The organism is Methanococcus voltae PS (assembly GCF_024807035.1).
In the GTDB taxonomy this organism is placed as follows: domain Archaea; phylum AGJL01; class Methanococci; order Methanococcales; family Methanococcaceae; genus Methanococcus; species Methanococcus voltae.
This window is the reverse complement of the sequence record NZ_JANUCQ010000001.1, coordinates 560,267-586,442: the sequence shown is the minus strand read 5'-3', so window position 1 is coordinate 586,442 and position 26,176 is coordinate 560,267. Positions and strand designations below refer to the sequence as shown.

Here is a 26,176-nt window from a genome sequence, read left to right as displayed (position 1 = left end):
AATATGGATAATATAAATAGTATAAACAATTTTAGTAGTACTAATACTAAAAAGAAAAACGTAGAGTTGTTATCCCCTGCTAGGGACTTATCCGGACTAATAACTGCATATAATAACGGCGCAGATGCTGTCTATTGCGGTTTAAAAGAACTTAGTATGCGTGCAACCACGAAAAACTTTGAAAGAGACGAACTTGTGCAAGGTGTTAAAATTGCACGAGAAAATGACAAAAAAGTTTATTTATGCACTAATACGGTTCTATATGAAAATGATTTGCAAAAAGCACTTGAAATATTAGATTTTGCAAAATCTGCAGAAGTTGACGCCGTTATAGTAAGTGATTTAGGACTTATGCAAGAAGCAAAAGAAATGGGGCTTGAAGTACACGTGAGTGTACAGAATAATATAACAAATTCCCTTTCTGCAAAATTCTTTTCAAAATTTGCTGATAGGGTTGTTCTATCAAGAGAATTAAGTTTAAATCAGATAAAGGAAATAAAAAACAATTTAAACTCTCAAAAAGTTAATTTGGAACTTGAAGGTTTTGTACACGGTGCTTTATGTGTTGCTATGAGTGGTAGATGCTTTTTAAGCTCTTATTTATTTAATAGGCACGCTAACTGTGGAGATTGTTTACAACCTTGCCGTAGAAGTTGGAAATTAGTAAATGAACATTCAGACGGCACCCATGAATTAATCTGCGAAGGTAAATACTTATTATCTCCAAAAGACTTGTGCACCATTGAACACGTGCCAGAACTTATGGATGTGTTTGACTGCTTTAAAATCGAAGGTAGGGCTAAAAACCTAGATTATGTAATGAAAACCACTAAAATTTATAGGGAAGCCATAGATTCTACTTATAATGGCAATTATTTAGAGAAAATCCCTTATTTCCTGAAAGAACTTCAAAAAATTTATAATCGTGAATACGATACAGGATTCTATTTCAGAAATACTTGCAATTCAGTTCACGATTTACAGTATGAAATAGAAGGTAATGCTTCACCATATAGAAAAATTGAAGCTGGAAAAGTTGTAAATTACTATAAAAAGGTTGGAGTAGCCGAAATTAATTTAACGAATGACATTGAAAACGGTGATGAGCTAATAATAACTGGTGAAACCACAGGTTGTGTGGAACAGGTTGTTAACTCAATGCAAATTGATGGAAAAATTGTAGAAAAAGCTTTAAAAGGTCAAAACGTGGGTTTAAAAATAGATAACCTTGTAAGAGAAAACGATAGAGTTTTTTTATTAAAAAAAGAACATAATAAGGAAATTTAAATATCCTTATTATTTTTTTATACTATTTTTATTTTATTAATTTTTATATTACTTTATATTACTTTATATTATTTTATATTATTAATTCTTACTTAACCATTCAGCGACTTCTTTTGCCCAGTAAGTGATTATAAATTCTGCTCCGGCTCTTTTAATACTTAAAAGTGTCTCAAATACTGTTTTTTTCCGGTCTAACCAGCCTTTTTCAGCGGCTGCTTCAATCATTGAATATTCACCGCTTACACAGTATCCACCGACTGGTATATTGTAATTATCTCTTGCCAATCTTATAATATCCAAATACGGTAAAGCGGGTTTTACAAGCAATAAATCTGCCCCTTCTTCGATGTCGAGCTCTATTTCCCTAAGAGCTTCCCTTGAGTTGGCAATGTCCATTTGGTAAGCTTTTCTATCTCCAAATTGTGGCGTACTGTCTGCTGCATCCCTAAAAGGTCCATAAAATGCTGAAGCATACTTTGCTGAATAACTCATAATTGAAACATTTTTGTAGTTGTTTTCCTCGAGTACCTTACGAATTTCGTATACTCTACCATCCATCATATCTGATGGGGCTACGATATCCACACCTGCTTTAGCATATGAAAGTGCTATTTTGGCCAAAATTGGGAGTGTCTCATCGTTTAAAACTTCTCCATCTTTTGATATAATACCACAATGCCCGTGAATTGTGTATTCACACATACATACATCAGCAATTATAATTAAATCATCGTTTAATTTTTCTTTTACCTTTCTAATAACTTCCTGAACTCCGCCGTTATCGTCATATCCTGACGAAGCTATTTCGTCTTTTTCTTTTGGAATACCAAATAAAATAACTGCGGGAACACCTAAATCGGCTATTTCTTCACATTCTTTTACTGCGGCATCAATTCCAAATCTATATTGATTAGGCATGGAAGAGATAGGTTTTTTTTCATCATTGTTTAAAGTTTCGTCGATGAAAATAGGCATTATTAAATCATTTACTTTTAAATCGGTTTCTCGTACTAAATCCCTAATTTTTTGAGTTTTTCTTAATCTTCTTGGTCTAATTATCATAAAATCACCTTAATTATTATTCTTTAAATTATTCATTATTAATTTATATTTTTGTTATTTTATCGTTTTATTTTATTATTACTTTTATTATTACTTTTATTATTACTTTTATTATTACTTTTATTATTTTATCATTATTTTCATTTTATATATTTTCGTAATATTGATATATAAATATAACAAATTAAATATAACAAGTTACATAATAGGTAATGCAATTAATTAGTTTTTACGTAGGATTTTATATATATTTAACATTATAAACATAATTAAAATAAATTATTAAACAGAACTTTGAGGTTAATTATGAAAATGAATTCTGTTGAAAGTAACGATAGGGAAGTAGTTATACGATTTATGCGAGCAGTTGACCAAAACTCCGTTATTTCATTGATAACTGCTATTGATAAGGAAATGAACAACGGCGTAGACAGGTTTAAATTACTCATTTCATCACCAGGCGGGGATGTTACGGCGGGATTAAGTGCATATAATTATTTAAAGGGCATACCTGCTTATGTAACAACCCATAACTTTGGAAGCGTTGACTCAATCGGTATCGTTATATTTTGTGCAGGTCGGGAAAGATACGCATCGCCACAGTCAAGGTTTTTAATTCATGATGTTAGGTCAGTTTTTAGTAGTACCTCTAATTTAGGGGAAAAAGATATCGAAGAGCGTCTAAAATCCTTAAAAGTTGACATGGAAAACATTTCAAAGGTTATATCCACCAATAGTAATCTAGAAGCCTCACAAATTCAAGAATTCATGCTTGAAAGAACTACACTCAATCCTGACGAAGCCGTTAATATGGGATTGATAACAGAAATACGTTCTGAATTATATTCTAAAAGAAGTAAGATAATTTCAATACATTAATTTATATAATTATATAAATTATATAAATTATATAACGTATATATAAATTATATATACAATTATATTTTTTAACCATAATTTCTATTTTATAATATGAATTTATAACAGGATTACGATATTGTAATTCAAAATCTATAAATATAATAAAAAGTTTAATATCATTAAACAATTAACAGTTATAGGCAGTTTATGTTTGAGATAATTTAAATTTAAGATAATTTAAAATTTAAAATTAGAGTCTATAGAATATGATAATATCTAATAAAATCTAATAGAATCTAATATTAAGTAAAACAAATTAAATTTATAAAATTTACAATGAGGAAAAGTATGTTTGAATTTATTACTTCGATTTTTGATACTATATGGAATGCGTTTATTGGGGCAATGAATGTCGTATTTTTGCCTTTAGTAAATAGTATGGACCCAGCACTATTTATTTTAGCAACTGCATTCATAGTATCTTTTATAATTAACTTAGCAACTAAATTTTTGGTTAATCAGGATAGGATGGCTGAAATAAAAGAAGAAATGCAAGCTTTCCAGAAAAAAGCAAAAGCTGCAGGAAGAGACCCTGAAAGAATGCAAGAATTACAAAAGGAACAGATGGAAATGATGGGCACTCAGATGGAAATGATGAAAATGAGTTTCAAGCCTATGATATATACATGGGTTCCAATTATTGCGATATTTGCTTATTTAAGGTACGTATTCGATGTAAACGGTGTTTACCATTTGGCAAATCCTGCGTGGAATGGTGCAATCGTTGAATTACCAGTTATTATTTCAAAAATCTTATTCATTGATATATGGCACTGGATTGGTGGAATATTCTACAGAGGCGGTTTCGAAATAATTTCAGGAACTGTTTTGGGCTGGTTAGGCTGGTACATACTTTGTTCAATGGGTACATCAATGTTACTAAGGAAACTTATGGGAATTAAATAATTAAATTAACTTAATATCTTTTTTAAATTTTTAAAATAGTTTAACATGTTTTTATCATTTTTAATATTATTTTAATGTTCAAATCAAATAAAAACTAATATATTAGATGAACTAATAACTTATTAAAATAGTGTAAAAATAAAAAATAAAAAAATAAAACTAATATAAAAATTAATTACTGGTGAATGTATGGTCAATATTAAACCCTACAAAGTTATTTCAGAACTTAAAGAACAGCATGGATTGTCCGATGTTGAAAAAATATTACTCGGTACTGACGGAAGCATTACTAACTTATTAGAAATCATTTTTGAAGGTAAGGTTGTTGTAAAAACCGTTTATCAAGAAATAATCGATAATGTTAATCATAGGGCAGTTGCCCTCTATGTTAATGAAGTACCTTTGATATACGCCACGTCAAAAACCCCATTAATCAATATTGAAGACTATTATATACGAGAAAGCGTTAAAAAAGACCTCCTTTCTGCAGACATACCAATCGGCAAAATTCTAAAAATTCATAACTTAGAAACCCGTAGAGAAATCGAAAAGATTAGCGTTTCAGAAATACCTGAAGATGCTAAAAATTTATTAAATCCTATTCGGGAAGAATTGCCTCAAAGAAAATACTATATAATCCATAATAGTAAGCCAATTATGGAAATTGATGAATATTTCAATATTGAAGACCATTTAAAAAATTAAAATAAAATAATAAAATAATAAAAAATAATATGAAAAATTAAAATATAAATTAAATAAAATTAATTATTCTATTTTTAAAATTTTTAAGATATGACTTAAATCTTTTTCGTCAATACAGTAGTCTGCAATATCTTTTAAAACAGGTTTTGCACAGAATGCGATTCCTAAACCTGCAATATTAAACATACTGATGTCATTTGCTCCATCGCCAACTACCACGGTGTCTTTTAAATCTATGTTTTCTTTTTCCGCGATTTTTGCCAATATTTCCCCTTTAGCCAGTCTACTTGAAACGTTTTTTATAACTTCTCCAGTAAGTATCCCGTCTTTATAAACTAATTCATTAGCAAAATGATAATCCAATCCTAATAAATCTTTTACTCTCGATGTTGCAAATGTAAAACCGCCACTTACAACTCCTGTTATATATCCATGTTCCTTTAATTTAGAAAGTGTCTCTCTTGCCCCATTCATTAATTGTATACTTTCTAAAAACTCTAAAATTTGTGTTTCGGACAATCCCTTTAACAATTCTACTCTTTTTTCAAGAGCTTGTTCAAATTCTAATTTTCCATCCATTGCGTCCTTTGTTATTTGTTCGACTTCTTTTTCAACGTTATTAAGTCTCCCTAATTCGTCGATTACTTCGCAGTCTACTAAGGTACTATCTAAATCAAATAAAATTATTTTTCTTTTACTACAGGGTTGTTCTTGTTTGTTATCATTCATTATATTCACCAAATTTACTAAGTTAAGTTAAATTAATAATTTATTATTTGTATTCTTATCATATATCGATTAGAGGATTTAATTATTTAAATTTTATCTAAATATTTATATAGTTTTCAAAGATATATTAATTAAATTTAATTAAAGTTAAAAATTGAAAGATTAAAAAATCGAGTAATTAAAAATATTTGTGATATTATGAATAAAATGAATACATTAAGTAATGAAACTAGCATGCCTAAAATGCCTAAAATGTCCAAAAAATTTGACATTAAAAAGTATTTATTGATTTCGTCAAAACAAGACCCTGCGAGTCAAAATTTAAAAGAAGAAATGGAAAAAAAAGGTTATGAAGTTTTTGAAATTGATGAAAGAACAACACGAACTGATAAAAGTTCCTACCCAACTGCAGAGTGTTATATATTTTTATCCAAACACGCTAGTGCTACAGGTAAACCAACACTTACCGTTCATACACAAGGTAACCTTACAGAAGATAACTCCCATGGTGGAAATCCCGAAGAAATACCACACTGTATACCTGAATTAAATACAATTCTTCTGCAAAAGATAAATGAATACAATAAGAAATGTATCAATGAAAAAACTGGCGAAGAAATAGATTTCGAAGTTAGCTTTGAAGTATTACATCACGGTCCTACGGATTTAGACGCACCTTGTGTATTCGTAGAAATAGGTAGTACCGAGGAACAGTGGCAGATGAAAGACCCTGCAGTCATAGTTGCTAATGCACTAGATAATACGTTGAAAATATTGCTAAAAAACGAGCAAAAACCATTAAAAAGAGCTGTAGGACTTGGTGGGGGTCATTATAGTCCAAAATTTACAAAATTAGCACTAAATGATGAATATTATATGGGTTTCTTGGTTCCAAAATATGCTAAGTTATCAGAAAATATGTTTATGCAACTTTTAACTAAACAGCCAGTAGATATTGTTTTAATTGATTGGAAAGGATTATATGGCGAAGATAAAAGAAGATACATACAATGGCTCGAAGAATTAGGCATTGAATGGTCAAGAATTTAAAAATAACTAAAAAAATAATTTTTTTATATTTTTTATATTTTATATTATTATATTAGTTTATACTATTGCTATTATCATATTTTAATTTAATAACCCCTAATATGGTCATAAATCTTCCTAAAATTATTTCTTAAGCGATATAATAAAATTCTGCGGTTTCTAGGATTTTTTACAACGATTGCAAATGATAAACCCATGGTAAAGCTTATGACTGTTAAAATTAAGTATAAAACTACAGAATTAGGCGATATAACCTCAATTTTCTTCGTAATTTCATACTCTTTTATCTCAGGAACCCTATTTACTTTAAAAGTCATTTCCTGATTACCCAATGTAATATCTTTGTATTTGGGACTGTTTATTGAAGTAATAACGCCTTCAAATGATTTTTCTACAAAATTCCATTCATAATATTGGATATAAAAATCATCATCCTGTGTTTTAGAGCTTGGATAATATTTAACGTCCCACTTTACGTCAAATGGTTTTTTCGATGATGAAGTAATTAACATAGTTAAATTTCTTTTTTCGTTTGCAGGTATTATAATTTTGTTAAGGGATTTGCCGGTGGTACTATTTTCAATTAATTTATAGCCTTTAGGGTTTTTAAACGTGGCATATGCGCTAACATCGGCACTTAACGGGTTGTGAAGCTCAAAAGTTGCTTTATAGGTTATATTATTTGCACTATTTACGTTATTTAGATTATTTGAATTATTTGAATTAGTTAAATTTGCCCTTAAATTCTCAAAAGTGTAATTTAAGATATTATATTCTTTTAAAATTAAATGACCCCGTACAGAATCGGTTGCATCTAATTTATCATTTACTGTACAAGATACGGAATATTGCCCGTAATCGTACTTATGAGATGGTTCATCCATTGTAGAATCGTCACCATCCCCAAATTTCCATTCTAACTCTAAATCTTCGGTATCATCATCAGAGTCTATCATAAAAGGAAGGAAAGATACATAATTGTTATCTGAAATTGCATAGCCTATCGAGATAGAAGGGGGCATATTTTCTTCTTTTTCCAATATATTAACCGTTATATCTTTTGTATCTACATTTACTTTAGTATCATTGTTTTCAACGCTAAAATTTCCCAAAATTAAGGGATAACTAGAATCTTGATTATTAGATGGCGTTATTCTAAATTCTAAAACTGTATAACTCTCTTCTTCAATTCCCTTTGATAATGTTAAGTTATATTTCAAATAACTCTCATTTATTTCCAATTCCGAGTAATTTACTTTATCATACACTGTTGAAAATTGAGATATTTTAAATTGGTCTGCTGAGAATTTATCTTCATCTACAAATATATAACCTGAAAATTTTGTTAGGTTATTATCTTTCATATTAAATGCTTTTAGCCTAAATTTCTCATATGTACAGAATTTCAAATCTGTTGAGGATACGGCTGTCGAAGAACCCGCTGGAACTATAGCAAAGTATGGTTTATTATCCAATATTGTAGAACTATCGTAAAAAACCTTTTTATCTAATATAGTCCTATCTCCAACGCTAACATTATATAATATAGTATTTTTGGGGTCTTCTACTATATTATTTAATTTTAAAGGTATTTCTATAATTTCATTGAAAGTATAACTTTTATCATAATTTTCATCTAAAACATCTTTTAAGGATATAACAAATGAATTTTTCGACGTGTCAATCATATAATAATTATATTGAGAATTAGCAACTTTTATATTATAATTACCAATTAATTCAACATTATTATTGTTATCTGCGTTAAAATTAAAACTACCGGTTATATTTTTTAAATTGGGGTCTGATGCGTCAATCCCATATATTTTTAAAACTGCACTATTATCAACGTTAGGTTTTGGTTTATTGAGAATTAATTCAGCTTTCATACCTCCCGAAACCATTATATTAGCCGAATTAATGACTGGAATAACTGAAACGCCCCTATTATCTGAAAATTCATAGCTTCTAGGTATTATAGTAGTATTTCCACCCTTTAAAACTTTAAATGATAGTGTAGCAATCTTGTAATAGCCTTCGGGGGCAGTACTGGGGTCAAACCATAACATCGTTATTAAAGATGACGAAAGGTCTGTACGTTTACTTGACGCACTATCAGAAATTGAACCAAGTTCTATATTTGTTAATTCTAACATACTAGTATCATAATTAAATTTGGACTGTATTGCAGATACCTTGGGAGTATTACCCCACAATACTATGTCAAAAGAATCTCCTACGCCTATAGTTTTACTATTTGGCTCCAAAGACATTTTATAATCCGTATTTGGGGTTATAGCCATGCAACTATTTGGAATAATAAACAACATAAACAATAATGTTATCAAACAAATTGAAAATTTCAGTTTTATCTTATTTTTAATAACCATATTATTTACCCCCAATTCGTGAGAATAAACCAAAAGCTACTCCAGAAATTAAACCTATCGCTATTGCTAAAACTACTAATTTAAAATCAAAAACTGTTTCAGTGTCTAAATTTACACTTATTTTAGGCTCTATTTGTGAAACATTTATTTCTTTAACATGTATTACAGGTTCTCCCTGGTTTACTCTAATATTTAAGTTTGAAGAATCCGGTTCACCAATACTTGCTGTTTCGTCGTCCACTTTTTCAGTTGTTTTTGTTTCTCCCACGTAATTGGACTCTTTTTTAATATCTAATTTTAAATCATAGTAGGATATTGAAGGATACCTTCCCGAAATTTCTAATTTATTAATATCTTTATAATAAGGGTTATTTCCATTGTAAGATTGCCCATAGTTGGAGGTTATGTCCCCGCCCATAGTTAATTCGGTTTCTCCTTTTTTTATTGGAGTATATGTGATAGTACCTAAAATAAAGTCTTTAGTCACTAAATCTTCAAAAGATATTGATAAATCTAGCTTTCCATCTTTCATCTCGTAACGTTTAAGTTTTGTATCTTTAAAATCGTCACTCCAATTAAAACTCACAGGTTTCAAATATTCGGTTGAATAATTCATTAATAAGTCTACGCCCTTACAACCGCCGTCTTTATCTTCAGAACGTTCAGAATATCCAAAATTATTGGGGATATTTTCGATAAGCACGTCAAGAACAACATTATTGCCATCATATTCCAACTCATCACGATATTTTGTCTTATCGTGTTCAATAAGCTTTACTCTAATGTTATTTTTTTCATCGTCGTCTAAAGCATACGATATATTACAAATAGCTAAAAAAAATATTAACAATACAAATAATATGGATAAATATCGATATTTACCGATGACGTCTTTAGTTTTAATATTCAATTTCATAATAAACCATCCGAAAGTTAAAAAAATAATTATAAACCAATTACAAAATAATTCTTTTATTAAAGGGTTATTTGAGTTTATTACTCATTATTTTAAAAAATTGTTTAAAAGGTTTAATTTTAATTTAAATTAAGATTTAAAAGATATTAAACCCAGTTATTTAAAAATACTCAATATCATGTCAATTATTGAATCAAAAAATCCTTTATCATTTTTTTCTTCCCCTTTAATTACCATTTGGCTTTTTAAATATTCTTTAGGTGTTGAATCACCTTTACTGTTTGAATATTCATATTTTAAAAGCGAATAGTAATCTCCAGGCGATGTAGCTTTAACTGTTACAGTGTATAAATTTGCTTTATCGTCAATTGTTCCATCGAAAACGACGAAAGAATTAATTATTATATTGTCATTTTTCTTTAATTTATAGAATTGCTCTGTTGCCAACTCTTTTAAATGGTCATTTCCTTTAATTGAAACTATTTCTAAACTATTAGGTAATTCTAAACTTGTTTCTAAGCCTGCTAAATCTTCAATATCTTGAGTATACTTAACGGTTATATCAAAGGTTTGCCCAACACTTATATTGTTTAAATCAGCATTGGGAATTAATTCTACGTTAAAATCATTTACTTCATTTAATTCACTTGATTGAGCATTATCTGAGGTAACTGTAGGATTTGCCTCGGCAAATGAAGTTCCAATGCCTAATAATAAAATTAAACCCAAAATAAAGCTTATTTTTACTTTTATATTGTTCATGTCAATACCTCCTATTTTTTCTATGCCATTTTAATTTAGTATTATGATTTGATAATATGCTGATAAAAATATATTTAAAGTTAAGTTTAATGTTTATAAAGTAATCTATAATAATTTATGATTATTATTGTATATTATAATATAAATAACTTTACCACAAATAAAATAAAGTAGAATAGTAAAACTTAAAATAATATGGAAATATTGTAAAATACTAAAAGAATGGTTTTATAATATTATAAAAATAAAATTATATTCGAAAAAAATAAATTAAAAGTATAGGGATGTGTTTTATCACGTTAGATAAGCCTATACTTCCCAAATTTAGGTGAAAACACTTCTGCATTTTTAGATAATTTTTCCAATAAATCTTCGACTTCAATTTCTTTAATATGGAATTCTTCTGCCCTATCGATAATATCATCTTTGTTAGCAAGTTTATTTTCACTTACTGCGGATAATTCTCTTATTATGTCCATAACAGTGTTCATTTTATCCATCTTAGATTTTGGAATCTTACCCATACCTTTATCTATATCAAAGGTGCCTGTTTCGGGGTCAAAGGCTACTTGTTTTAAACATTCTTCAATTATATCGATTGCAACTTTAGTGTCCTTTTCGTTTACTTTATCGGATAATCTAGCTTTTGCGTGCATTTCGGATATCCTAACGACTGCTTCGAGCTGTCTTGCGGTTATAGGTATTGGATTATTGCCTTCGCCGTGTTTACGCATATCTACATAGAAATCCTTAATCATTTTCATAGAATTTTTGTTCAAACTTGGAGTTTTTAAAAGCTTTGAATCAGTTTCTCGTAAATACAAGTTCTTATTGTCGTCTATATAAGCACAAGTCCTCGCAAATATGATGTAATTCTTTAAAAGCTCATCATCCACAGTTATTCCACCAACATTTAAATCTGCTAATACGTCGTACTGTTTTGTGGCACTCTCATAGTGTGTACTTAAAATGTGGTCTGCAATCTCTGCGTCTCTTTTTCTATCGGGATTATCTTTTAAAGGGAATATTAAATCAAATCTGCTCAATAAAGGCTGGGGCATATTTAACTGTTCCACTACACCCAAATTTCTATCGAATCTACCGTATTTAGGGTTACAAGCTGCCAAAACTGCACATTTCGCAGGCAATTTAACATTTATACCCCCTTTATTAATGTGTATTGTTTGACTCTCCATCGCTTCCAATATAAATTTCATAACGTTTTTATCAACTGTTAATTCATCTATACAAGCCGTACCTTGGTTAGCTTTGACAAAAACACCTGGTTTAACTACCCAACCATCACCGATTTCTGTAGATTCCCTTACAACGTTTGCAGTTAAACCACCACCGGTTGCTGTAGTAACTGAAGCATAACCGTTTTGTGGGAACAGTTCCGCTATTCTTCGTAACATTGTAGATTTACCAATACCTGGGTCAGTAATTAATAAAATGTGGCTATCATTCCTTAATCCTGAACCATCGGGCAAATATTTAATACAACCTTTAACTTGTTGCAATAAAATTGCCTTCTTTACTAAATCATGTCCCTTAATTTGAGGTATTAAGAATTGTGAAAGTATATCAATGATATTTTTGTTTTTACCCAACTCCTTAAGCAACTCTACTTTTTCTCCATCTCTTATTATGTCCCTAACCTCTATTTTCTGAAAGTTCTCATTTAAATGAGCGGAATTACTTCTTACATACATCTCATAAACTGGTGCATTAGGTTTTACTTGCCTCTTCATTATTGTTCCTACTACATCGACCCTACCTGAATAAATTCCGTTTGAATTTTCCAGGAAAGTTTTTATACTCATTGGTGGGTCGTCAGGATTTTTCATTAAATCAATTGGCTGTTGGACTTCTAATTCTTGGATATTCGTATAAGTAGAACTATCATGGTCAAGTTTCATTTCGGTTCCACAATTCTGATTCCTACAGTACATTTTTAAGGGCATAAAGTAGTCCCTAACTGTTTTATACTGAATATTTCCACAACTTGGGCATACAAAACATGCCTTTTTCAAAAGTGCGCCTACCTTACCCGAAGATGTAATGTCACCCTCGAATTTAACCAAGTTATTAATTTCGGAGGACGTTATTTCGTCTATTTTCCTATCACAGCCTACGGGATTTTTGAATGCTATTTGTATTTTTTCGAGTTCCTTTTCTAAGTTTTTTGATTCGTTTGTAGAAAAAAGTTCTAAATAGGCTTCTTTGAAAATTTGGAATATTGTATCTTCAGACAATTTTGGATTTTCGTATAAGTGGTCTGTAATATCACAGGCTTCGATATTTTCGTGCATAAACTTTTTTATATCAAATTCAAAAACGTTGTCTCGAACCGTATTTATTGCTAGTTCGTCTTTTATAAATTTTTTAATCTTAGAACCGTACGTATTTACGAAGTATTCTTCATCAAAGTCTAATTCAATATTGTACATATTATTATCACTGCAATGAGATGTTTTTAAATTAAAATTAAAATATTTAATTGAATTTTAATAAAGTAATACGTTAATATTTTAATATGGTAATACGTTAATAAGTTAATATTTTAATATAGTAATATGTTAATAAGTTAATAAATTTAAGATATTAATTAATAATTATTATTTTATTAGTTCACTTTCAAAATCACAATTCCTAAGTTTTTGAATAAGATTATTTAATTCAGGGCTAATGGTAATCTTTACATCTTTTTTTTGAGGAAAACCGAACGCTAATTTCTCGAAAAAACACGCTGTTTCAGGTATTCTTGTAGGGGCGTGATGTGCACATATTTTCGAGATTCTAGCAGATAGTAAATCATTTAAATGGTCAATGCAAGCTATAGTTGCCATATCTTGACTAGATATTAAGGAAGCTCCCGAACTTTCAGATTTTAAGAAAGCTATACCCACCAGGATTTCTTCGAGATTTATATATAATAAATCAGGATTTCTTCTTTGGTCCTTAAGTATGTCAAATAACGAGATTGCCAAATCTTGGATACTTGACCAGGGTAAGTCAAAATTTATTTTTTTGGTCATTACATCCTCTTTTGTAATTTGCCAGAGTGGGACTTTCTGTTCGTCCTTGTAAACTTCGTATTCCGTACATTTTAAAAATAATAGTGAATAAGCATCCAAAATATCATCCTCAAATCCTATGACTCAATTATATTGTAAATTAAATATTGGTAAGAATAATATATAAAGATTATATACGAAAATTAATTGTGATAATCGTAGGATTTAAATATCTAATTAAGTTATTATAATATGTTATATTCTTAATAAGGAAAATAACAACAAAAAATAAAATTAATAATGGTTAACTTAACTAATTATTTAAATTAAGTAAATTAGTTAATGTAGTTAACTTAGTTAAATAAATAAATTAATCATGAGGAAAATTATGCCGAATTTAGAAAGATTATCAGAAAGGACTCAAAAAATAATTAATGACGAAAGTGAAAATATAATTCATACCTATGGACGATTACCTATTGTAATTACAAAAGGGGAAGGTATGAAAGTTTATGACGTTGATGGGAATGAATACCTTGACTTTTTGGCAGGTATTGCAGTTAATAATATGGGACATTGTCATCCTGAAATTGTTGAAGCCCTAAAATCGCAAATCGACAACTTGATGCATATTTCAAACATTTACTATAATATCCCACAAGTTGAACTAGGTAAAAAACTTGTTGAATTGAGTGGGTTGGGCAAGTCTTTCTTTTGCAACAGTGGTGCAGAAGCAAATGAAGCTGCAATAAAGCTTGCTCGTAAATATGGTAAGCAAATCAGTAGCAAAAAAGGATTTATTAAAAGCGGAGAAGTTATCTCTATGGAACACTCATTCCACGGTAGAACATTAACGACAATTACTGCTACCCCTAAACCAAAATACCAGGAGGGATTTGAACCATTACCAACAGGTTTTAGATATGCTCCTTTTAATGATATAGAAGCACTTAAAGAAATGGTTTCAGAACATACATCCGCTATAATCATCGAACCAGTTCAAGGGGAAGGTGGTATTTACCCAGTTGATAAAGAATACTTAAAAGAAGTTAGAAAAATTTGTGATGAACTCGATATTATATTGATATTTGATGAAGTTCAGTGCGGTATGGGAAGAACTGGAAAAATGTTTGCATACGAAAACTACGAAGTAGTGCCAGACATTGTAACACTCGCCAAAGCTCTTGGAAATGGTTTCCCAATTGGTGCCATTGTTGCTAAAAAAGAAGTTGCAGAAGCTTTCCAACCTGGAAGTCACGGTACCACATTTGGTGGCAACCCTATGGCTTGCGCTACGTCATTAAAAACTTTGGAATTACTCGAAAATCAGCTTGAGCATACTTCTGAAATAGGTGCGTACTTTAAAAGTAAATTAAATGAGTTAAAAGACAAGTACGAGTTCATTACCGAAGTTAGAGGACTTGGACTTATGTTAGGAATTCAATTAACAATTAACGGCTCAGAATTTGTACCTAAAATGCTTGAAAAAGGATACTTAATAAACTGTACCTCAGATACCGTTTTAAGGTTTGTACCACCTTTAATAGTTGAAAAAGAGCATATAGACAGCTTAATAAATTCATTGGATGAAATATTTTCAAAAATAGAGTAATAAAATAAAATATAATAAAATATAGTAAAATAAAATATAGTATGATAATGTAATAAAATAATAAAATGTAATAAAAAATAAATTAATTTTTTATTTTTTATTTTTAACTTTTTTTAAATTTTTAATTCATAGCTTTAGTTTTAATTTTACTATTAGCTTATTTTTTAATTAATCTTGAATACCTTTTTCAGTAATTCTAAAGATTGCCTCTGCATCTGGCAAGTGTGGTGAGTCGTATAATTTAGCAACTCTCTTGTCGCCTTTTCCTTTTCTAACAAAGAATCTGAAGGTAGCTGCGTGACCTACAATGTGACCACCGATTGCTTGTTCTGCCATACCAAAGAATGCGTCCGGTTTTGCTGAAACCTGGTTTGTAACGAGTACAACACAGTTAAAAAGGTCTGCTAACTTGTTTAATGTAGCCATGTGCCTACCTAATTTCTGTTGTCTCTCAGCTAATTTTCCTCTACCAGTGTATTCATTTCTGAAAGTACTGGTTAAAGAGTCAATTACAACTAATTTAATGTTGTTTCCTTCTTGTATAAGGTCTTCTATCTTTTCAGCGAATAACATTTGCATATCTGAGTTATAAGCTCTTGCAACGAATGTATTGTCTAAAACTGTTTGACCATCAATTCCTGCGTGCTCTGCCATTTGCATAATTCTTTCAGGTCTGAATGTACCTTCCGTATCGATGTAAACAGCTTTTGGTTGTGCTACTTCCCCTTTAGATACTGCCTCTTCGTCGTAGAATAAAAATTCTGGGTTTTGTAAATTTACACAACTTTGGTGCATAATCTGGGTTTTACCACTACCAAAAACACCTGCGAATTCAGTTACTGACTGGCTTTCTAATCCGCCACCCAATACGCTGTCTAATTCACTGCTACTTGTTGATAGCTTCCATACTGTACTTCTTTGTTTCAATAAGTCAATACCACTTTTAAAACCCAAATCACATAAATCTCTTGCACCCATAATCATTTTAGCGGCTGCTTTTTCACTTATGCCTTCAATATCGGTTAACTCCCCTACTGTTGCAGTAGCTATTTTCATAAAGTCTATGTAACCAGCTTCTACTAATTTTTCAGCGGTTGAAGGACCTACTCCTGGCAAATCAGTTAAATTATCACTCATAAACTCACCTTTAGTTTAACTTGTAATATATTGATAATTTGTGTATTCATTATATTCAAAGTATTTAATAGGTTTTAAAAATAGAACGATATCCATTAATTATTACTAAAATAAACGTCATTAATAATTATTTTTTTATTCTATTATTTTTTATTCTGTTATTTTATTATCATTAATCGTTTTTAATTTAGTAATTGCTCTTTTCGATACACATTAAATTTATTATTTGTATTATAGTATATTAACTATTAATTTGTAATATCACTATTTCGAATGTGTATAAGTTTTTTTAAATAATATATAATATATCCAACACCAATATTGTAATACTAAATCTCATTGGTTTAAACTCTCGAAGAGAGTTGTTACAGCCGTTCGCCCATTGGCAACGTAGTTGACAAGCTATAAATCCCAGGATTTATTCAAAGGCAGTTGGGCAGATATTGTAATACCAATCTCATATATCGATATTGAATTATATATTATTTTGTAATTAATTCTATTTGCAAATGGATATAAGTTCATAAAACTGTTTAAATTTATTTAATTTATTTAATCTATTCAATTCATTTTATGGTTTACCATATACTTGTAAATCTAAATTTATTTATTTTTTGTAAATTTATTCAGTTTATAGATAGGTTGTATAGTATATATATTTTATTAATTAGAATAATAAGGAGACTAATATATATAATCATGAATTAAAAAATTGGATTAATACTTAAAAAAAGTAGAAAATTAGTAGAATAATTTAATAAAGTAATTCCATAGTTGCCGAATAAATGTCTTGACCGCTGTAAACTAACGCGATTATTGCCAAAATTATTATTATAACACCCAAAATCAAAGATGGCAATTCCACAATTAAACCTTTTTTCCAGCTTGTATTGAAGTACCTCTTATTAATATATACTGAAACTATATAGCTAATAAAAATCCCCAAAGGAACGTAAGAGATTATAATTCCAATAATGTATTTAATAAGAGATACTTTAGTTATATTTGCTAAATTAGTGTCTATTTTAGCAAGTTTTACACCCAAATATGTAAGTACAATCTGCAATATTAAACCAATTAAAAATATAATGATTATAAAAACTGCCGAAAGACCTGCAATAATCTCAAAAGTATTCACAATTTCACCAAACAACAATATAATAATGTATATTATATCATACTGATATATTTATTCTGATATATTGATTATATCGGTATATCAAACTTATATTGAAATATGCGTCAATAAATTAAATTCAATTGCCCAATAAATAATAATTAGTAAATAAGTTTTCTAAAAATATAATATGTACCAATTTTATAATATATTGTATCATAAATTATATACTTTTTCATAATACCACATAAAAAAATTAGTATATCTAGTTTTTCTAAAAATACAAGGTAATAGGGTAAAATTTTTAATATGCAAATGCGATAAACGAAAATATCATCATTAGCATAAAAAATAATCCAATTACCAATCCTAATACTAATAATGGTAATTCGATTAATAACCCATTTTTCCAATCGGTATCAAAGAACGTCTTGTTTATATAAATCGCTACGACAAAAGCGAGTATAAATCCAAAAGGAAGTAAACCCAATATTGTGTTAGTTACTGCCTTGTATGACGAGACTTTTAAAATTTCGATGAATTCAGAATCTATTTTAACAATCTTTAAACCAATAAAAGTATTTATGAGTTCTAAAATTAATCCGACTATAAAAACAAAAATTATAATTGCAAATACTCCAAATCCTAAAAATCCAAGTCCTAACATTGCATTTGAGGGCATTTTGTTCACCGTGTAAATTTTTTTCGTAAATTTATGAATTTATTTTTAGTTATTTTTTAGTTATTTTTTAATTATTTTAATTATTTTTATAATTATACTTTAATTATGGTTATATTAATAATTGATACTATCGAACCATTTGCATTTACATAACTTTAAAAAATATAATTTAAAAATTTATAATTTAATTCCATATTTAAATTAAGTATGTCGATAACTTAAAGAAATTAGGTAAGACTTGCAAATAACCAAAGTATTCCAAGTAAAGTGCCAAATATAAGTATTATTATTTGTAAAATTATCAAGGGTAATTCGATTAATATACCCTTATTCCAATCGGTGTTGAAATAAGTCTTGTTTACAAATATCGATGTGAGTAATGCTATAATACTACCGAATGGTAACAATTTTAAAACTGTAGTCAATATTGCTTTGTACAATGAAACTTTTAAAATTTCTTTAAACTCTGATTCTATTTTAGCAAGTTTTAAACCAATATATGTGCTTATAACTTCCAATATAAAAATTACGACTATGGCTATTAAAGGTACTATAAAACCTAGTGCAAATATTTTAGTAAACACTATTTCACCGTGTAAATTTTTTTGTGTATTTTTGTATTTTTTAATTTTTGTATTTTGCGTAAATTGCATATGAATAATAAAATTGATTATAAATTTATTTATGTAACTATAAATTAGATATAATATAATAAAATAAACTAATATAAAATAATATAAAATAATATAAATAATTGTCTGAAATAAAGGATATTAAAGCAATTTGTATAAAAAATTAAAAAAAAATAAATAAGGCGATAATTTGATTAAAGATGACGAATTTATTAGAAATGATGGCGTACCGATAACAAAAGAAGAAATTAGAGCATTGAGCTTATCAAAACTAAATTTAATACATAGTGATAGTGTGATAGATATCGGATGCGGTAGCGGGGGGATGACCATAGAAATGGCCAAAATCGCTAAAAAAGCTTATGCAATGGATAACAGTGAAGATGCAATTAATACGACAAAAGCAAACTTGGAAAAATTTAATATTGGGAACTGCGAGCTAATCTCTGGAGATGCGAAGGAAGAATTGGAAAAAGTATTGAAAAAATTAAAAGAATCGAATGAATCAAATGAATTAAACGCATTGCCTTCAGAAAATTTAAAGATATTTATCGGCGGTACTCAAAATATTGAGGAGATTTTGAAAATAGCTAATAAATATAGCATAAAAACAATTGTTTCGAATACTATTGTAGTAAATACCGGTTTAAAAATTGCTGAAATTTTAGAAAATTATGGTTATGAGATTGATTTGATAAATATGAATGTTTCATATGGTAGAAAAATAAAATCAGGATACATGATGATTGCAAGAAACCCGATTACCATTATAACTGCTAAAAAGTAAATGTTAAAAATTAAAATTAAAGTTAAAATTAAAGTTAAAATTAGATATAAATAAATTAGTAAAAAAACTATAGGGGATAAATAATTATAATATATTATTTTATTATTAAACAGTGATAATTATTTATTAATCATATTTACCTACAAGAGCTATTTTATAGCCCGTAGACTGAACAACCTTTAATAAGGTATCTATTCTAGGTTTATAGTCTTTATCGGACTTAAGACGGTGGGCAATTGAAAAGGATATGCCATTTTCCTTAGATAAACAATAAGTAGATTTATCTTTTAAAATTTCACCGAATTCCTCTTTAAAACCTTGAAAATCATCTATTACAAATATTTCACATATTTCAGAATAGATTTCTGAATTTATAGAATTATTTGATTTTAAGAGATTATTTTTTGTATTATTTAATTCATCACATTCTTTTTTATTTTTCGTCAGACTATTTTGCTTATTTTTATTTTTTGTGAGATTTTTAATGATATACACCCCCTGAGAGAAATTAATGAGTGTATTTTAAGTATATTTAATATAATTACTATATTTCAATTTATTTATGGGATAAATAGGCATTTGAATTTAGTAAAAGCCTTATGTATATTAAATTCCGAAGACTCTTTATAGTTTTCTATATATAATATCATAAAGAAATATAATTGAATAAATTAGTAATCAATAACTTAACAAAGTGATATTTTTGAGTCATGTGTGTTCAATATGTAAGGGTAGGAAGAATTTGTGTGGTAGAAGTAAGTGTTTAATTCTTCAAAAATTCAGAATTTCCAAAAAATTCAAAGGATTAATCGAAAAAAAAGAATTCTTTGGAGCTTCACCACCTAGTTTATTTGTAGGCGAATATGGATACCCAAAAGTACGTATAGGTCCCATGTTGCCCACTTTTGGAGATGTTGAGCAAGCTAATGAGTTATTAAATGAAACAGTAAATGAAACAGTCGGTAAAAACACGGAATTTGATATTGGTAAACTTGAAAATCCCAAAAACTGGACAAATAGCTCTATTGATGAAATTATGCATTATAGGTCAATGTTAGTTATGGGGGAAACTAAATCAAACGTTAAAGTTGAAAATAACTATAGAGATGCTAATTTACCTACATCTACTAGATATATTGAGAATATACAAGAAATTGCTATGTCCATAAAACCTGTAGATAGTGAGATGAAATTGCTTAAAAATCCTAAGATGGTTTTAGGTATGAATTCTTATACCTCGCCTATGGGTGCAAAAGAAAATCTTTTAAAATTCGATATTGCAGAAAACCCTAAAATTCCGAAAAAGACCGATAGTGTAGTAAATGATGAAATGAAATCATTAGAAGGTGTCATGAGCCTTTATAATTCAGGATTTGACGAATACTATATTATAAAACTTTTATCCACTGGGTTAATGGGCGTAGATAAAAGAATTGTACCCACAAAATGGAGCATAACCGCTGTTCAAGATATGATTGGCAAAGAAATACGGAAAGAAGTAATTGGATACAACGTAGTTAATAATTACGAATTATATCACGCTAATTTATTAGGTAACCGGTATTTTATATTATTAATGCCTGATTTATACGCTTTTGAAGCTATGGAAGTATGGTTAAAAGGTTCATTATATGGTAAAGTAGCAGAATACCACGTTCTTGGAGATTACGAAGGTATTAAAGGCTTAAAGGGATATGTTAAAGAAACTGCGGGCGCTTTCCACGCTTCACGATTGAGTGTTATGGAACATCTTCAAAAAAGAAAAAAACAGGCCAAAATTGTTGTAATACGTGAAATTACGCCTGATTACTACGCACCTGTTGGAGTTTGGCAAATTCGTCAAGGAGTTAAACTTGCAATGGATAGTAAAAAAATTGGCGAATTTGATAACTTAAAATCGGCAATTTCTGGTTTAGAACAGCATTTGGTAGTCCCTGTTGAGAAATACGTTGAAAAAAGTAAAATATTAAAAATAACTAATAGACAAACTTTATTGGAGCAATATTTCTAATTCTAAGTATAATTATAAGTATACTTCTAAATATACATCTAATTTTAATATCTCCAATATTTTATGAAACTTCCCTTATCTTTTACATTTAAAATTAATTTGCAACCTTCAGTCCATTCGTTTGATTCAGTCCTTATAAAAACAATGTCATCAAACATTTTTTCTATTTCAGATTTTTCGATGTCTACGATTTCTCCGGCATCGACCCAAGAACCAGAGATTTTTGCAAGGCTTTTTTTATCGAGTAAGCTTTCGGCGTTTATCCTTGTTAAATCGCTCAATCTATCAATTTTTTGAATTCTTTTTACCTTCATGTTACTCACCATATATTGTATAGTATCAATACAAAATAACATTATTAAATATTTTGAATTTAAAGTATTAAAAGTTACTTATTTTAATCGAGGATAAATATATAAAATAAATAATATGATAAAAAATAAAAAATAAATAATAAAAAAAAGAGTAAAAAAGAGTAAAAAAGTAGAATATAATTTAAAATTCTCTTTCAACGGATAATTTTTCTTCATTTTCAGAGAATAACTTATTTACCATCCAATCGACGTCAAATTCTTGTAAATCGGAATACCTTTGACCTACACCCATATATAAGATAGGTTTCCCTATTGAATGAGCAATTGACAAAGCCGCCCCACCTTTTGCGTCTGCGTCTGTTTTAGTTAATATTGCTCCGTCAATAGTAACTGCGTTGTTAAATTCCTCTGCCTGAGTTATTGCATCGTTACCAGCTAATGAATCACCCACGAATACGACTAAATCTGGTTTTGTTACCCTAACAACTTTTTTGATTTCTGACATTAAATTTATGTTCGTTGTTTGCCTGCCTGCGGTATCTGCAAGTACCACATCAATTTTTTTAGCCTTTGCGTGCTGTATTGCATCAAAAATAACTGCTGCACTATCTGCACCTTTTTGATGTTTGATAACCTTAACTTCAAGGTTGTTTGCGTGCTCTTCGAGTTGGTCTATTGCTCCAGCTCTAAAAGTGTCCCCTGCTGCCATTACTACGCTATGACCGTTTTCTTTTAATTTATAAGCTAATTTTGATATTGAAGTAGTTTTTCCAGTCCCGTTTATTCCTAAAAATATGATTATAGCAGGTTCGCCTTCTTTATTTTTGTTTTGGATTAATTGCTCGATATCAATTTTTTCCTGTGCCAATATGTTTCTAATTGAGCTTTTAAGTGCATTTTCAATAATTTCTTCAGGTTTATCGTCACTTGTAATTTTTAGGCCAATTAAATTTTCTTTTAAAGATTCGATTATACTTTCAACAGTATCGTATGCTACGTCTGCTTCCAATAGTTCTAATTCTAATTCTTCCAATATTTCTTCAATATCATCTTCGGTAAGGACTACTTCTTTACTTAAAACTTTTTTAATGCTTTTTGTAATCTTAAATTTATCTAAAAATCCTACTTTTGTTTTTTCAAATTTTCCTAAAACGTTTTCTTCTAATTCTTCTTTTTCATCTATTTTGGGATTTTCATTTACTTTGGTTAATTCGGTTTTAATTTCTTTGATTTCTTCATTAATTTCCTCATCTACAGCTTCGCCTTTTTTGTAGATTTTATTGGACAATTTGTTCATGGTGTCTGTTAATTTTGACTTAAGGCTTCCAAACATTTATTTCACCAAATTTTACCAATTATCAATTATCAAATATTAATTATTAATTATTAATTATCGATATTTGTTGTTTGTTGTTTGTTGTTACTGTAATATTACACACTAATTATTATATATTACTTTGTTATTCATTACCTTATTATTCCTTACTAGGTTATTCCAAATTGTATTTAATATACTTGCGTACATATTTTTATATACTCGATTTCCATATATTAGAGAGTTATACATATAAAATAAATTATTATCATAATCATTATTGTTATCACTAATAATTAGGGTAATTTATCAATTTTATCAATAATTATTTTAATTTTATTAAAAAGGAATTATTAATTATTAACTATTACTATAATATTAATATTAATCAGGATTATAACGGTGATTATAATGCTTAGCGCAATTTTAGTACCATACGGTATTTTTGTAATTAAAAAAGACGAAAGCGAAACAAATGAAACACAAAGTATTGAGAATCTTTCTAAAAACATTGTTTACTTTAAAAAATTTGATGAAGAAGACATTCCATCAATTATGTACGAATTAAGGCAAGATGCTAACGAAAAAAAGGCAGAATTAAAACAAGCTTTAATCGATGAAATCACAGAATTTAAAAATAAAGAAGCTGAAGAAAAGGAAGAAATAGAACCTATTAATATAGATGTTGAAGAATTAGAAACCATTAGCTTTGAAGCTTCAAAAATTAGACCTGAAAACGACGCTATGAGAAGTGTTATGTATGAATTAGGTTTAGAATACGGCGTATTCGAAGACTTAGAAGACGACTTCTTAAAAAAAATGAACGAATGGACAGTTCAATATACAAAAATGATGATGAAAAGAAGTTCACAGGCAAAGGATAAATTAATCGTACAAACTGTTAATGCTTTAGACAACCTTGATGAGACATTAAACTTGTTTTCAGAAAGATTGAGAGAATGGTACTCATTGTACTTCCCAGAAATGGACAATATTGTTAAAAAACAAGACGCATACGTACAATTAGTTTCAGAATACGGATTCAGAGAAAATTACACTAGAACTAGATTAAAAGAAGAGATGCCTCAAAACTTAGCGAGAACTTTGTCAGTAGCAGCTAAAAAATCCATGGGTGCTGAAATCTCTGAAGTAGATTTACAAATTATAAAAAGCCTTGCTAATGAAATACACAATTTATATAAATACAGAGAAGAATTACAGGCTTACTTAGAGACTTCTATGAAAGAAGTTGCGCCTAACTTAACAAAAATTGCAGGACCTTCAATAGGTGCAAGACTTATAAGCCTTGCAGGTGGTATGGACAGACTTTCAATATTACCTGGTTCAACAATACAAGTTATCGGTGCTGAAAAAGCGTTATTTGCACACTTAAGGGAAAGAGCAGACTCTCCAAAACACGGTATTATATTCCAACACCCTTACATACAAGGTGCTACAGGTTGGACACGTGGTAAAATATCAAGAGCAATTGCTTGTAAAATGTCCATTGCAATTAAAGCAGATATGAGCGGAAATTATATTGCCGATACATTATCAGAGCAAATAGACAAAAAAGTGGCAGATATTAAAATTAAATTCCCAAAACCACCAGTTAAAAAGAAATCCAAAAGACCACAAAGTAAAGGAAGACCTGGAAAACCAAGTAGACCTGGTAGTGGTAAACCTCAGAGAAGAGATGGTAGAAACGACGACAGAAGAAGAGACGATAAAAAAAGAGATAGTAGAAGAGATGGTAGGGATAGTAAAGATAATAGGGGAACAGACACTAAAGGAAGAAGAGATGGTAGAAACGACGGTAGGAAAAACGAAAAAAGTGGTAAACCTACTAGAGATGGAAAAAGTAGAGATAGTAAACCTAACAACGCAAACAAAGGCGCTAAAGCTGGCAAAGGCGAAAAACGTAAGGTTGAAAGAGTTGTTATTGGAAAAACATCTTCAAAAATTAACAAATAATAAAAAATAATAAAAATAACAATAAAATAAACCTTAAAAACTATTAAATTAATAAATACATATAATTTTATTAATTTTTAAATGATTTAATCGGTGGTCATATGGCAAAAATTAAAGAAAAGTTCGATAACGTATTTGAATTAGATTTAGGCGATGGAATTAAAAGAATTGGTACAAAATCATTGGTTCCAAACAAAAGAGTATATGGCGAAAAATTAGTTAACGTTAAAAATACAGAGTACAGAGTATGGAACCCTAACAAAAGTAAGTTGGGAGCATCTATTATTAACGGATTAAAGGAAATGCCAATTAAAAAAGGCAGTAAAGTTCTATATCTTGGAGCTTCTGCAGGTACTACTCCGTCACACGTTGCAGATGTTGCTGAAGATTCCCCAGTTTACGCTGTTGAGTTTGCACCAAGAATTATGAGAGAGTTTATTGAAAGCTGTGAAGGTAGGAAAAACTTATTCCCTATATTAGGCGATGCAAATAAACCAGAAGAATATGCAAACATTGTGGAAAAGGTAGACGTTATATTTGAGGACGTTGCACAACCAAACCAAGCTGAAATATTGATAAAGAATGCTAAGTGGTTTTTGAAAAAAGGCGGATACGGTATGATATCAATCAAAGCTAGAAGTGTTGATGTTACAGAAAACCCTAGAGTAATATTCGAAGCTCAAAAAGAAATTATGGAACAGAACGGTTTCAAAATCGTAGATGCTATAAATATTGAACCATTTGAAAAAGACCACATGTTATTTGTTGGAATTTGGAATGGACAATAACTTAAATTATAATTAAATATAGTTAATTTTATTTTTATTTTTGGATTTAGTTTTAATTTTAA

Annotated in this window: 24 protein-coding genes; 10 read left to right on the top strand and 14 right to left on the bottom strand. The window is 29.0% G+C overall.

Annotated features, from left to right (window positions below; genetic code table 11):
- The first annotated feature begins 3 nt into the window (after positions 1–3).
- Complete coding sequence (locus M2325_RS02760) at positions 4–1,287, top strand: peptidase U32 family protein (RefSeq protein ID WP_209631695.1); 1,284 nt, start codon at positions 4–6, stop codon at positions 1,285–1,287.
- Between the two features lie 81 nt (positions 1,288–1,368).
- Here M2325_RS02760 and hemB read toward each other — a convergent pair whose 3' ends face one another.
- Positions 1,369–2,349: a porphobilinogen synthase gene (gene hemB / locus M2325_RS02755; protein WP_259050739.1), complete on the bottom strand. Its 981-nt coding sequence runs from the start codon at positions 2,347–2,349 to the stop codon at positions 1,369–1,371.
- Between the two features lie 306 nt (positions 2,350–2,655).
- Here hemB and M2325_RS02750 point away from each other — a divergent pair, with 306 nt between their 5' ends.
- From M2325_RS02750 to M2325_RS02740, 3 genes are all read left to right on the top strand, one after another.
- Complete coding sequence (locus M2325_RS02750; protein WP_209590605.1) at positions 2,656–3,228, top strand: ATP-dependent Clp protease proteolytic subunit; 573 nt, start codon at positions 2,656–2,658, stop codon at positions 3,226–3,228.
- Between the two features lie 351 nt (positions 3,229–3,579).
- Positions 3,580–4,176 (top strand): DUF106 domain-containing protein, encoded by a 597-nt coding sequence (locus tag M2325_RS02745; protein WP_209590827.1) that lies wholly within the window; start codon positions 3,580–3,582, stop codon positions 4,174–4,176.
- A 189-nt stretch (positions 4,177–4,365) separates the two neighbouring features.
- Positions 4,366–4,881 carry a chorismate--pyruvate lyase family protein gene (locus M2325_RS02740; RefSeq protein ID WP_209590604.1) on the top strand — a complete coding sequence of 172 codons (516 nt, stop codon included), beginning with the start codon at positions 4,366–4,368 and terminating at the stop codon, positions 4,879–4,881.
- 63 nt (positions 4,882–4,944) lie between these two features.
- On the opposite strand, the gene serB is transcribed toward M2325_RS02740, so the two are convergent.
- Positions 4,945–5,610: a phosphoserine phosphatase SerB gene (serB, locus tag M2325_RS02735; RefSeq protein ID WP_209590603.1), complete on the bottom strand. Its 666-nt coding sequence runs from the start codon at positions 5,608–5,610 to the stop codon at positions 4,945–4,947.
- Positions 5,611–5,862: 252 nt separating this feature from the next.
- Between serB and M2325_RS02730 the strand changes: the two genes are divergently transcribed.
- The gene (locus tag M2325_RS02730; protein ID WP_259050864.1) at positions 5,863–6,660 is read left to right on the top strand and encodes a D-aminoacyl-tRNA deacylase; all 798 of its coding nucleotides are present in this window, start codon (positions 5,863–5,865) and stop codon (positions 6,658–6,660) included.
- 86 nt (positions 6,661–6,746) lie between these two features.
- Here M2325_RS02730 and M2325_RS02725 read toward each other — a convergent pair whose 3' ends face one another.
- From M2325_RS02725 to M2325_RS02705, 5 genes are all read right to left on the bottom strand, one after another.
- The gene (locus M2325_RS02725; RefSeq protein ID WP_259050736.1) at positions 6,747–9,050 is read right to left on the bottom strand and encodes a cohesin domain-containing protein; all 2,304 of its coding nucleotides are present in this window, start codon (positions 9,048–9,050) and stop codon (positions 6,747–6,749) included.
- A gap of 1 nt (position 9,051) precedes the next feature.
- Complete coding sequence (locus M2325_RS02720) at positions 9,052–9,966, bottom strand: hypothetical protein (protein WP_259050735.1); 915 nt, start codon at positions 9,964–9,966, stop codon at positions 9,052–9,054.
- Positions 9,967–10,122: 156 nt separating this feature from the next.
- Positions 10,123–10,728: a hypothetical protein gene (locus tag M2325_RS02715; RefSeq protein WP_259050734.1), complete on the bottom strand. Its 606-nt coding sequence runs from the start codon at positions 10,726–10,728 to the stop codon at positions 10,123–10,125.
- A gap of 299 nt (positions 10,729–11,027) precedes the next feature.
- Complete coding sequence (locus M2325_RS02710) at positions 11,028–13,178, bottom strand: ATP-binding protein (RefSeq protein WP_209590599.1); 2,151 nt, start codon at positions 13,176–13,178, stop codon at positions 11,028–11,030.
- A gap of 168 nt (positions 13,179–13,346) precedes the next feature.
- Positions 13,347–13,865, bottom strand: a complete 519-nt coding sequence (locus M2325_RS02705; RefSeq protein ID WP_209590598.1) for a hypothetical protein — start codon at positions 13,863–13,865, stop codon at positions 13,347–13,349.
- A gap of 268 nt (positions 13,866–14,133) precedes the next feature.
- Here M2325_RS02705 and M2325_RS02700 point away from each other — a divergent pair, with 268 nt between their 5' ends.
- Entirely contained in the window at positions 14,134–15,357 is a 1,224-nt protein-coding gene (locus tag M2325_RS02700) for an acetylornithine transaminase (RefSeq protein ID WP_209590597.1), read from the top strand.
- A gap of 168 nt (positions 15,358–15,525) precedes the next feature.
- On the opposite strand, the gene radA is transcribed toward M2325_RS02700, so the two are convergent.
- The 4 genes from radA to M2325_RS02680 form a co-directional block, all read right to left on the bottom strand.
- The gene (gene radA / locus M2325_RS02695) at positions 15,526–16,494 is read right to left on the bottom strand and encodes a DNA repair and recombination protein RadA (protein ID WP_209590596.1); all 969 of its coding nucleotides are present in this window, start codon (positions 16,492–16,494) and stop codon (positions 15,526–15,528) included.
- A gap of 754 nt (positions 16,495–17,248) precedes the next feature.
- The gene (locus M2325_RS02690; protein WP_259050733.1) at positions 17,249–17,632 is read right to left on the bottom strand and encodes a hypothetical protein; all 384 of its coding nucleotides are present in this window, start codon (positions 17,630–17,632) and stop codon (positions 17,249–17,251) included.
- A 283-nt stretch (positions 17,633–17,915) separates the two neighbouring features.
- A complete protein-coding gene (locus M2325_RS02685; protein ID WP_259050732.1) occupies positions 17,916–18,293 on the bottom strand; it encodes a hypothetical protein in 378 nt (125 codons plus the stop codon).
- A 227-nt stretch (positions 18,294–18,520) separates the two neighbouring features.
- Complete coding sequence (locus M2325_RS02680) at positions 18,521–18,877, bottom strand: hypothetical protein (protein WP_259050731.1); 357 nt, start codon at positions 18,875–18,877, stop codon at positions 18,521–18,523.
- 238 nt (positions 18,878–19,115) lie between these two features.
- Here M2325_RS02680 and cbiT point away from each other — a divergent pair, with 238 nt between their 5' ends.
- On the top strand, positions 19,116–19,712 hold the full coding sequence (gene cbiT, locus M2325_RS02675) for a precorrin-6Y C5,15-methyltransferase (decarboxylating) subunit CbiT (RefSeq protein ID WP_259050730.1): 597 nt from the start codon (positions 19,116–19,118) through the stop codon (positions 19,710–19,712).
- Positions 19,713–19,838: 126 nt separating this feature from the next.
- Here the strand turns inward: cbiT and M2325_RS02670 are convergent, their stop codons facing one another.
- Positions 19,839–20,207 (bottom strand): hypothetical protein, encoded by a 369-nt coding sequence (locus M2325_RS02670; RefSeq protein ID WP_209590591.1) that lies wholly within the window; start codon positions 20,205–20,207, stop codon positions 19,839–19,841.
- Positions 20,208–20,424: 217 nt separating this feature from the next.
- Between M2325_RS02670 and M2325_RS02665 the strand changes: the two genes are divergently transcribed.
- The gene (locus M2325_RS02665; RefSeq protein WP_374759667.1) at positions 20,425–21,723 is read left to right on the top strand and encodes an Nre C-terminal domain-containing protein; all 1,299 of its coding nucleotides are present in this window, start codon (positions 20,425–20,427) and stop codon (positions 21,721–21,723) included.
- Positions 21,724–21,767: 44 nt separating this feature from the next.
- Here M2325_RS02665 and M2325_RS02660 read toward each other — a convergent pair whose 3' ends face one another.
- Together M2325_RS02660 and ftsY are read right to left on the bottom strand one after the other, a co-directional pair.
- The gene (locus M2325_RS02660) at positions 21,768–22,037 is read right to left on the bottom strand and encodes a hypothetical protein (RefSeq protein WP_209590590.1); all 270 of its coding nucleotides are present in this window, start codon (positions 22,035–22,037) and stop codon (positions 21,768–21,770) included.
- Positions 22,038–22,218: 181 nt separating this feature from the next.
- On the bottom strand, positions 22,219–23,370 hold the full coding sequence (ftsY, locus tag M2325_RS02655) for a signal recognition particle-docking protein FtsY (protein WP_209590589.1): 1,152 nt from the start codon (positions 23,368–23,370) through the stop codon (positions 22,219–22,221).
- Between the two features lie 393 nt (positions 23,371–23,763).
- On the opposite strand from ftsY, the gene M2325_RS02650 reads away from it, so the two are divergent.
- Together M2325_RS02650 and M2325_RS02645 are read left to right on the top strand one after the other, a co-directional pair.
- Complete coding sequence (locus tag M2325_RS02650; RefSeq protein WP_209590588.1) at positions 23,764–25,326, top strand: Pre-mRNA processing ribonucleoprotein; 1,563 nt, start codon at positions 23,764–23,766, stop codon at positions 25,324–25,326.
- Between the two features lie 101 nt (positions 25,327–25,427).
- A complete protein-coding gene (locus M2325_RS02645) occupies positions 25,428–26,114 on the top strand; it encodes a fibrillarin-like rRNA/tRNA 2'-O-methyltransferase (protein ID WP_209590587.1) in 687 nt (228 codons plus the stop codon).
- The last annotated feature ends 62 nt before the right edge of the window (positions 26,115–26,176 follow it).